Below are 7769 nucleotides of genomic sequence, written 5' to 3' on the forward strand. Positions count from 1 at the left end.
CTCTGGCTTGGCTGGCTGGGCCGCTGGTTCGCTGACCTTGTCCCGCACCGGCTCCGCCGCCGGGGGTGGCACGTACTCGCTGTGCTCGGCCTGGCGCTCCAGCACCTCCGCGCCCGTAGCCGCCAACGCGGCATCAAACACGATGCGCGGCTCGAGCGCCAGGCGTGGATTTGCGGTGCGCTGCATTTTGGGGAGGCTAGGACGTTTTTTCATTTTTCAAACTACCGGTAATTGAGGCTGGGCGGGGCAAGCGCCATCGACACAGTTGGGTACGCGAACAAAGCCACTCTGGATACGGGCCAACAAGAGGGGCGGGTCGGTGTGCCGCCGAGTATTGGCAAAGACACTGACGGGAGACTTAAGCACCATCAACCCGGGCGCCTGGTTGGGCGGCGAAGCGAGCACGCCGCCCCTGCCGGCCCCCACCAACGCCAGAAGCCTCCGGTCGATGCGCGCGGGTGCAGAGCGAAACGTTGATGTAACGATTAGTTACGTTCATTTGATTCCTCGGACGCTAGCTCACGTCCCGCAAAAAAAAGAGGCCGGGCCACTGACAAAAAACTCAGACGGATTGACTTATAGCGGGATTCTCCCAGAAGCCCCGATTTTTGGGGGATTTCGAGCCAAGTAATTCGTGTTTTCGTTAGTTTGTTCTCTGTTGAACTTCGAACGTTGCAGGTTCACAACCCCCCTGGAAATGGTTTCAAATTGTCACACTCATGGCTGGCCGGCTGGCAATGCGCGGTACTTGCCTGCGGCATCGCCCAAGCGACATGAGAACTTTATTCTTAAATTGAACTGGGGCGGGCGGCAACATTCAGCCCGTCTTAAAGCCCAAAATGCAAGGAAAATCTGCGTGCCAGCGAACTGCCCGGGCTCCGTCTGAGTCGTAGCCCAGAAATTTAATGCTATCTATTTAGTAGCAAACTATGCATTTAATACCTGGGCTAGCGGCGTTTTTACCCAAAATTCCGGCGCCAAGGCCGCCCCCGCTGGTGCGCCGCCCTCGTTGTGCGGATCCTCCCGGACCGGCTGGCCCATCATCCATGCCCGCCACGATGAAGGCCATGGCGGCTACCCTGACGCTCCATGGCTTGCACCCAACCGTGTCGGTGGGGTGGCAGCAACGAAAACGGGACAAACCGGTCACGGTCGAACGGCCCCGTTTCGCCCGGCAAGAAATATGCATTCAGGGCGGCCCGCCGCACTCGATGACGAAACGCAGCTGCAAACGGCTCAGCGCCCACCCGCCTGGCCAGGCACCGCCCCCCCGGTTCCTGGGGCATGTAGGAAGCCCCAAGCCGCCTCTCGCGGCCCCGTCTGACGCCCGCCCGATGCGGGCGCGGGCACACTGGTGGGTCCGGCGCCGCGGCCCCGCCTTCCCCCGTTCCGCCCTTTTGAAACACCCGTCATGACCGCAACAATCGCTTCCGTGCACTGGGAAGGCCAAGGCAAAAAAGGCCAGGGCCAGATCAGTACCGAAACCAGGGCCCTGAAAGCCTACCCCTATGGCTTTGGCAGCCGCTTTGAAGACGACCGCAACGGCACCAACCCCGAGGAGTTGCTGGGCGCTGCCCATGCGGCCTGCTTCACCATGGCCTTTTCCTTTGCCTGCGACAAGGCCGGCTTTGCCACCACCGCGCTGGACACCCACGCCCAGGTGCGCCTGGTCACGCAGGGCGACGGTTTTTTGATTGACCGGATTGCGCTGACGCTGGACGCCAGCGTGCCCGGCATGGACGAGGCGACCTTCCAGCAGATCGCCGAGGGGGCCAAGAAGGCCTGCCCGCTGTCCAAGGCCCTGGCCAGCGTTCCGGAAATCACGCTGGCGGCGACCCTGCGCGCCTGAAACCGGCAAGGAGCCCGCCCGTGAAAACCAATTTCAGCTTTGAAGTCCAGTACCTGGCCCAGTCCGGCGCGCCCCAGGCCGAGCGCGACGCGCTGATGCAGGGTCTGGGGCCGTCGCTGCAGGCGCTGCTGGCCAGGGACGACCCCGGCGCCACGGTGCGGGTCAGCAGCAGCCACAAGGGCAGCGACAACAAGATCGTGGAACTCAGCACCCGCTTGCAGGACGCGCAGATCGCCGCCCTGCTGCAGGCTTTTTCCGGCCAGCACGGCGTGGCCGTGACGGCGCTCGAATAGCCGGACACTCAGGCCTGCCACACCGCATAGCCGGCTTCGCGCAGGCCGATGCCCAGCTCCACCTCCATGTCGCGCGCGCCCTCGTAGGGCATGGGGTTGTACATCGCGTACAGCTGCGGCAGCAGGCGCAGGCCAAAGTCGCGCACAAAGCGGTTAGCCTGAATGCCGGCCTTGTGCTTGTCAAAGCGCAGGTCCGGGTCCAGCCCGGTCATGCCGACGTAAACCAGCGGCTTGCCGGGCAGGTGGTCCGGGTTGGCGCGGCGAAAGCGCGCCACGTTCCAGACCTCGGGCGCCAGTTCCACCACATAGACGCTGTAGTGGTGGGCGCGCGGCGGCCGGCTCATGGCCGCGCCCCGGGCCGCGTGGCGTGCGCCGCGCCCACCCGCGCAGCGTCACGCAGGCACCTTGTTGCTATTAAAACAATAGCTGTTCGCGCCCGTAGAATATGGACCAGCATCCTTTTATTGCCCCTTTTCGCGCCTTTTACCTCCAAAACCCCTCACCCCGCCCTTCAGGCCAGGTCAACCGGTACTTTCGCATGCAGTGGCCCAGCCTGACCGACCTGGCAAGCACCGATCTTCCGCCCGCCCCCGCGCTGGGCGGCGCGCCCGCCCGTCTGCCGTTCCTCAAGCCCTTTGTCTGCGATGACGGCAGCGCCAAATCGCTGCATTTCACCATGGCGGAGCTGCAAAGCCGCATGAGCAAGGCCAGCCCGTGGCAGCTGGAGGTGGACTACACCCGCACCATGATGGGTTTTTTGCTGCTGCGGCCGGCGCCGGCGCACATCGTCATGGTCGGCCTGGGCGGCGGCTCGCTGGCCAAGTTCTGCTACCGCCAGTTGCCCGGCTGCCGCATCACGGTGGTCGAGATCAACCCGCATGTCATCGCGCTGCGCCGCGACTTTGCCGTGCCCGACGATGACGCGCGCTTTCAGGTCACGCTGGGCGACGGCGCCGAGTTTGTCGCCGCGCAGGCCGGGCGCTGTGATGTGCTGCTGGTTGATGGCTTTGACCACGAGGGCCAGCCGGAGGCGCTGTGCTCGCCGCGCTTTTACGATGACTGCTTTGCCGCGCTGACGCAGGACGGCGTGCTGGCCGCGAACCTGCATTACGACGATGCCGACTACCCGCTGCGGGCCGCGCGGCTGGCGCGCAGCTTCAGCGGCAACGCGGTCGAGGTGCCGGCGCCCGAAAAAAGCAACTGCATCGTGTTTGCCTCGCGCGGCGCGCCGCTGTCGCCGCGCCGCATCAGCCTGCCCGCCAGCCTGGCCCGGCTGGATCGCGAGGCGCGCGGACGGCTCAGGGCCGAATTCGCCCGCGTCGCCTGGGCCCTGAAAGACCTTGACGACGATCTGGATTCGCCCGCCTGAATGCTACTAAATTAATAGCTTTCACCGCAAGTTGCACCTGGGCTGGCGGCCTTTTTTACCACTAAAACTGCGATGCGGACGGGGGTGCCGGGGCATCGCCCGAGCTCACCAGCAGGTGAATGAAATGCAGCTTGGCCACCACCTCGTGCGGCAGCACAAAGGGGTAAAAGTCGGGCTGGCCCATGCTGCGCGACATTTCATTGAGCAGGGTGGTGAGCCGGGTCCAGTCGTTCAAAAAGTCCAGAAAGCGCTGGGCCTCGGGGTGATCGGGCTGGTACAGCGCGTCCAGCGTGAAGGCGGTGAACTCCAGCTGCGCCCGGTCGGCCTGCAGGCCAAAGCTCTGGGCCGTATCGATGGTGTCGCGCATGTGCAGGTAGTGCGCCCAGCATTCGGCCCAGTCTTCCCACGGGTGGCTGCTGGCATAGGCACTGACGTAATGCAGCCACCACTGCGGGGGCGGCCCCTGCTCATAGTTTTGCTGCAGGCTGGCAGGGTAGTCACGGCTTTCGTCGCCAAACAGCGCCCGAAAACCGTCCATCCAGGGCGTGCCCTGCACCAGCCGGTCCCAGTAGTAATGCCCCACCTCGTGGCGAAAATGCCCCAGCAGGGTGCGGTAGGGCTCGCGCAGGGCCTTGCGCACGGCCTCGCGGTGGGCATCGTCGGCCTCGTCCACATTGAGGGTGATCAGCCCGGTGTGGTGGCCGGTCAGCACATGCGGGCCGCCGTTGGGCGAGCGCAGGAAGTCAAACATCAGGCCGCGCGCGCTGTCTTCGCTCATGCGCGACGCCACCGGCAGGCCGAGCAGAATCAGCGAGGACACCAAGCGGCGCTTGGCCAGCTCCAGCAGGCCCCACAGATAGCCGTTGTCCGGCTGGGCCGGGTCGGTCAGGTCGGGAATGGTGCGGTTGAGGCGACAGGCGCGGCACATGTCCAGCGGGTCCTGCAGCGCTATCAGCCAGTTGCAGGAGGCCGGCGTCGACAGGTTGAGGCAGCGCTTGTAAAACGGCTGGCCTTCGTCAGCCGGCACCGGCACCGGCTCGGCGTCGGCCGGCTCGGGTGCGGCCCCGGCTTGGGGCGCAGCCGGCGCCGACGCCGATTCCTGGCCGGGAATGTCCTGCAACTGCGGCGGGCTGGCGTCGTCAGGCGGCGGGCTGGCCGGCGCCCTTAATGCTTGCCAGGCCTGCCAGCTGCCCGGCTGCGGCCCCGGCATCAGCGGCAGCAACAGGCCTTTTTCGCAGTCGTAGCCCAGCGGCGTGCCGCAGGCCAGGCATTTGCTGTTGCGAAAAAAAACCGGCTGGCCGCACTGGCAGTGGTAATTGCGCCCGGCCAGCAGGGGCAGCGCCGACGGAGCCGGGTGGAAAGAAGTGGTGGAAGACAAGGACGGGCAATCGGAAAAAACGGGGCAAAAGCAGAAAACACACGAAGCACGACCCTGCAGTGTCCCACGCCGGGGCGGCGCCTGGCCGGCCGGTCTGGCGCATTGCGCTGTCAGCGTGGGCCGACAAAGGCTTTTATCATCAGCCCATCCGCAACTACCCGCAAGAGGACCCCATGCCCACTTACCATGTCGAAATGATGGAAGGCCGCACCATCGAGCAAAAGAAAAAGCTGGTCGAAGCCATTACCCGCGTCAGCGTTGAAATCCTGGGCGGCCAGCCCGATTCGGTGGATATTCTGATCACCGACATCAAGCGCGAGAACTGGGCCACCGGCGGCAAGCTCTGGTCCGAGCCGCGTGGCTAGACCCCCACGCTTGCCACTGCGTGTGCTGCGCTGCCCCCCGAGGGGCGTCGCCGGTTTGAGGCGGCTCGGCACCGGCTAAAGGTAGACTGCGGATATGTCGTCTTTGACCGCCGCCGATCCCGTCCGCTGCCCCCTGTGCGGCCAGCCGAATCGCTGCGCCATGGAGATCGAGCGCGGCACCGGCGTCAAGCAGCCGCCCTGCTGGTGCACGCAGGTGACATTCGGGCCGGCGACGCTAGACCGCATCCCGCCGCCGGCGCGTCGCCAGGCCTGCGTCTGCCGGGCCTGCGCCCGGGAACCTGCGCCGTGAGCCAGAACGCCACCCTGGCTTCTCTGCGCGAGCGTTACGGCGAACGCTACCGCTGGCTGCTGCTGCTGTCGGTGATGATTGGCACCATGGCCTCCATCATGTCGTCGACCATCGTCAATGTGGCGATTCCCGACATGAGCCAACATTTCACCTTGGGCCAGGAGCGCGCCCAGTGGGTCAGCTCGGGCTTCATGGTGGCGATGACGGTATCGATGCTGACCACGCCCTGGCTGCTGGCGCGCTATGGCTACCGCCGCACCTACGTGGGCACCATGCTGCTGCTGATGGCCGGCGGCCTGGTCGGCGGGCTCGCCAACAGTTTTGGCCTGGTGCTGGGCGCGCGCGTGGCCGAAGGGCTGGCGGCCGGCATTGTGCAGCCGATTCCGGCCATCATCATCATGCGCGCCTTCGGGCCGCACGAGCAGGGCCGGGCCAGCGGCCTGTTTGGCATGGGCGTGGTGCTGGCGCCGGCGCTGGGGCCCAGCATTGGCGGCGTGCTGGTCGACCTGTTTGGCTGGCGCTCGATTTTCTTCATGGTGGTGCCGCTGTGCCTGCTGTCGCTTTGGATGGCCTGGCGCTATGTGCCGGTCACCGCGCCCGGCGGCGTGGCGGCCGACCCCAAGGGCGCGATGATCGACTGGCGCGGCCTGCTGCTGGGCGCGGTCGGCACGCTGTGCCTGCTCAACGGCCTGGTCGAGCTGCATGGTGGCAGCGGCCTGCAGGCGGCGCTGCTGCTGGGCGGCGCGGCCCTGGCGCTGCTGGCGTTTCTGGCCTGGCAGCGCCGTCTGGCGGCGCGCGGCGGCGCGCCGCTGATGAACCTGGCGCTGTTTGACTACCGCCCGTTTGCCATGGGCAGCATCGTCGCCTTTATTTATGGCACGGCGCTGTTTGGCTCGACCTACCTGCTGCCGGTCTACATGCAGCTGGGCCTGAAGCTGTCGGCCTCGCATGTCGGCACCATCTTGCTGCCGGCCGGCCTGGTGCTGGCCGCCACCATCGCCGGGGTCGGGCGGCTGGCCGACAGGCAGCCGACCTGGCTGCTGGTCAGCATCGGCCTGGCCTTGCTGGCGCTGTCGTTCGCGCTGATGCTGACGGTGACGCTGGGCTCGGCGCTGTGGCTGCTGATGCTGTGGGCCACGCTGGGGCGCATCGGACTGGGCTTTATCCTGCCGTCGCTGAATCTGGGCTCACTGCGGCCGCTCCACGAAAGCCTGCTGTCGCAAGGCTCGAGCGCCATCAACTTCCTGCGCATGCTGGGCGGCGCGATTGGCGTCAGCCTGTGCGGCATCGTGCTCGAATGGCGGCTCGCGGCCCATGGCGATTCGCTGGCCAACCCGGCCAGCAGCCCGGCCCGGCTGGCGGCCTTCAATGAAGCCTTCATGATGCTGGCCGCGCTGTGCGCGCTGGCGCTGGTGGCGGCCTGGCAGCTGCGCGAGCCGGCGCGCCAACCCCAACTTTCCGAGGCGGACTGACCATGTGCCAGCTGCTGGGCATGAACTGCAACACGCCGACCGACGTGACCTTCAGCTTTCGCGGCTTTGCCCAGCGCGGTGGCCACACCGACCAGCATGCCGATGGCTGGGGCATTGCGTTTTTTGAGGGCGAAGGCGGCGCCGGCCAGCCTGAAAGCGACAAGGGCCTGCGCCATTTTGTCGACCACCAGCCGGCCTGCACCTCGCCGGTGGCCGAGCTGATTGCGCGCTACCCGATCAAGAGCCGCAACGTCATCTCGCACATCCGCAAGGCCACCCAGGGCCGCGTGGCGCTGGAAAACTGCCACCCGTTTGTGCGCGAGCTGTGGGGCCGCTACTGGGTGTTTGCCCACAATGGCGACCTGAAAGACTTTGCGCCACGCCTGCACGGCAGCTTCAGGCCGGTCGGCAGCACCGACAGCGAACGCGCGTTTTGCTGGATCATGCAGGAGCTGGCCAAGTCCCATGCCGGCGTGCCCAGCGTGCAGGAGCTGAGCATCACGCTGCGCGAGCTGGCGGCCCAGATCGCCCGCCACGGCACCTTCAACTGCCTGCTCAGCAACGGCCAGGCGCTGTGGGCCCATGCCTCGTCAAAACCCGATTCGCAGATTTTGTATTACGTGGAGCGCAAGCACCCGTTTGCCCACGCCACCCTGAGCGACGAGGAAGTAAGCGTCAATTTTGCCGAGCACACCAGCCCGAACGACCGGGTCGCCGTGGTGGTCACCGCGCC

Annotated in this window: 10 protein-coding genes; 7 read left to right on the plus strand and 3 right to left on the minus strand. The window is 66.1% G+C overall.

From position 1 onward, the window contains the following. Nucleotides 1–213 (minus strand): hypothetical protein (locus RMO23_RS13690; RefSeq protein ID WP_309682512.1); only part of this gene is annotated, 213 nt, incomplete at its 3' end. 1198 nt (nt 214–1411) lie between these two features. On the opposite strand from RMO23_RS13690, the gene RMO23_RS13695 reads away from it, so the two are divergent. Together RMO23_RS13695 and RMO23_RS13700 are read left to right on the plus strand one after the other, a co-directional pair. After that, complete coding sequence (locus RMO23_RS13695; protein ID WP_309682515.1) at nt 1412–1849, plus strand: OsmC family protein; 438 nt, start codon at nt 1412–1414, stop codon at nt 1847–1849. 20 nt (nt 1850–1869) lie between these two features. Next, the gene (locus RMO23_RS13700; protein ID WP_309682517.1) at nt 1870–2142 is read left to right on the plus strand and encodes a hypothetical protein; all 273 of its coding nucleotides are present in this window, start codon (nt 1870–1872) and stop codon (nt 2140–2142) included. Nucleotides 2143–2150: 8 nt separating this feature from the next. On the opposite strand, the gene RMO23_RS13705 is transcribed toward RMO23_RS13700, so the two are convergent. Beyond that, nucleotides 2151–2486: a hypothetical protein gene (locus tag RMO23_RS13705; RefSeq protein WP_309682520.1), complete on the minus strand. Its 336-nt coding sequence runs from the start codon at nt 2484–2486 to the stop codon at nt 2151–2153. A 194-nt stretch (nt 2487–2680) separates the two neighbouring features. Here RMO23_RS13705 and RMO23_RS13710 point away from each other — a divergent pair, with 194 nt between their 5' ends. Then, on the plus strand, nt 2681–3511 hold the full coding sequence (locus RMO23_RS13710) for a transferase (RefSeq protein ID WP_309682523.1): 831 nt from the start codon (nt 2681–2683) through the stop codon (nt 3509–3511). A 61-nt stretch (nt 3512–3572) separates the two neighbouring features. Here the strand turns inward: RMO23_RS13710 and RMO23_RS13715 are convergent, their stop codons facing one another. Beyond that, nucleotides 3573–4889 (minus strand): putative zinc-binding metallopeptidase, encoded by a 1317-nt coding sequence (locus RMO23_RS13715; RefSeq protein ID WP_309682525.1) that lies wholly within the window; start codon nt 4887–4889, stop codon nt 3573–3575. 173 nt (nt 4890–5062) lie between these two features. On the opposite strand from RMO23_RS13715, the gene RMO23_RS13720 reads away from it, so the two are divergent. From RMO23_RS13720 to RMO23_RS13735, 4 genes are all read left to right on the plus strand, one after another. After that, complete coding sequence (locus tag RMO23_RS13720; RefSeq protein WP_309682528.1) at nt 5063–5254, plus strand: 4-oxalocrotonate tautomerase; 192 nt, start codon at nt 5063–5065, stop codon at nt 5252–5254. A gap of 94 nt (nt 5255–5348) precedes the next feature. Beyond that, the gene (locus RMO23_RS13725; protein ID WP_309682531.1) at nt 5349–5564 is read left to right on the plus strand and encodes a cysteine-rich CWC family protein; all 216 of its coding nucleotides are present in this window, start codon (nt 5349–5351) and stop codon (nt 5562–5564) included. Beyond that, nucleotides 5561–7036, plus strand: a complete 1476-nt coding sequence (locus RMO23_RS13730; RefSeq protein ID WP_309682534.1) for an MFS transporter — start codon at nt 5561–5563, stop codon at nt 7034–7036. Before RMO23_RS13725 ends, RMO23_RS13730 begins: the two co-directional genes overlap by 4 nt. A 2-nt stretch (nt 7037–7038) precedes the next feature. Continuing rightward, a partial coding sequence (locus RMO23_RS13735) for a class II glutamine amidotransferase (protein ID WP_309682537.1) occupies nt 7039–7769 on the plus strand: 731 nt, incomplete at its 3' end.

Source organism: Polaromonas sp., from assembly GCF_031411155.1.
In the GTDB taxonomy this organism is placed as follows: Bacteria; Pseudomonadota; Gammaproteobacteria; order Burkholderiales; family Burkholderiaceae_C; genus Polaromonas.

Coding starts and splice junctions, on each gene's coding strand:
- RMO23_RS13695 (WP_309682515.1), top strand. CDS start 1,412: ATGACCGCAACAATCGCTTCCGTGCACTGGGAAGGCCAAGGCAAAAAA.
- RMO23_RS13705 (WP_309682520.1), bottom strand. CDS start 2,486: ATGAGCCGGCCGCCGCGCGCCCACCACTACAGCGTCTATGTGGTGGAA.
- RMO23_RS13710 (WP_309682523.1), top strand. CDS start 2,681: ATGCAGTGGCCCAGCCTGACCGACCTGGCAAGCACCGATCTTCCGCCC.
- RMO23_RS13720 (WP_309682528.1), top strand. CDS start 5,063: ATGCCCACTTACCATGTCGAAATGATGGAAGGCCGCACCATCGAGCAA.
- RMO23_RS13725 (WP_309682531.1), top strand. CDS start 5,349: ATGTCGTCTTTGACCGCCGCCGATCCCGTCCGCTGCCCCCTGTGCGGC.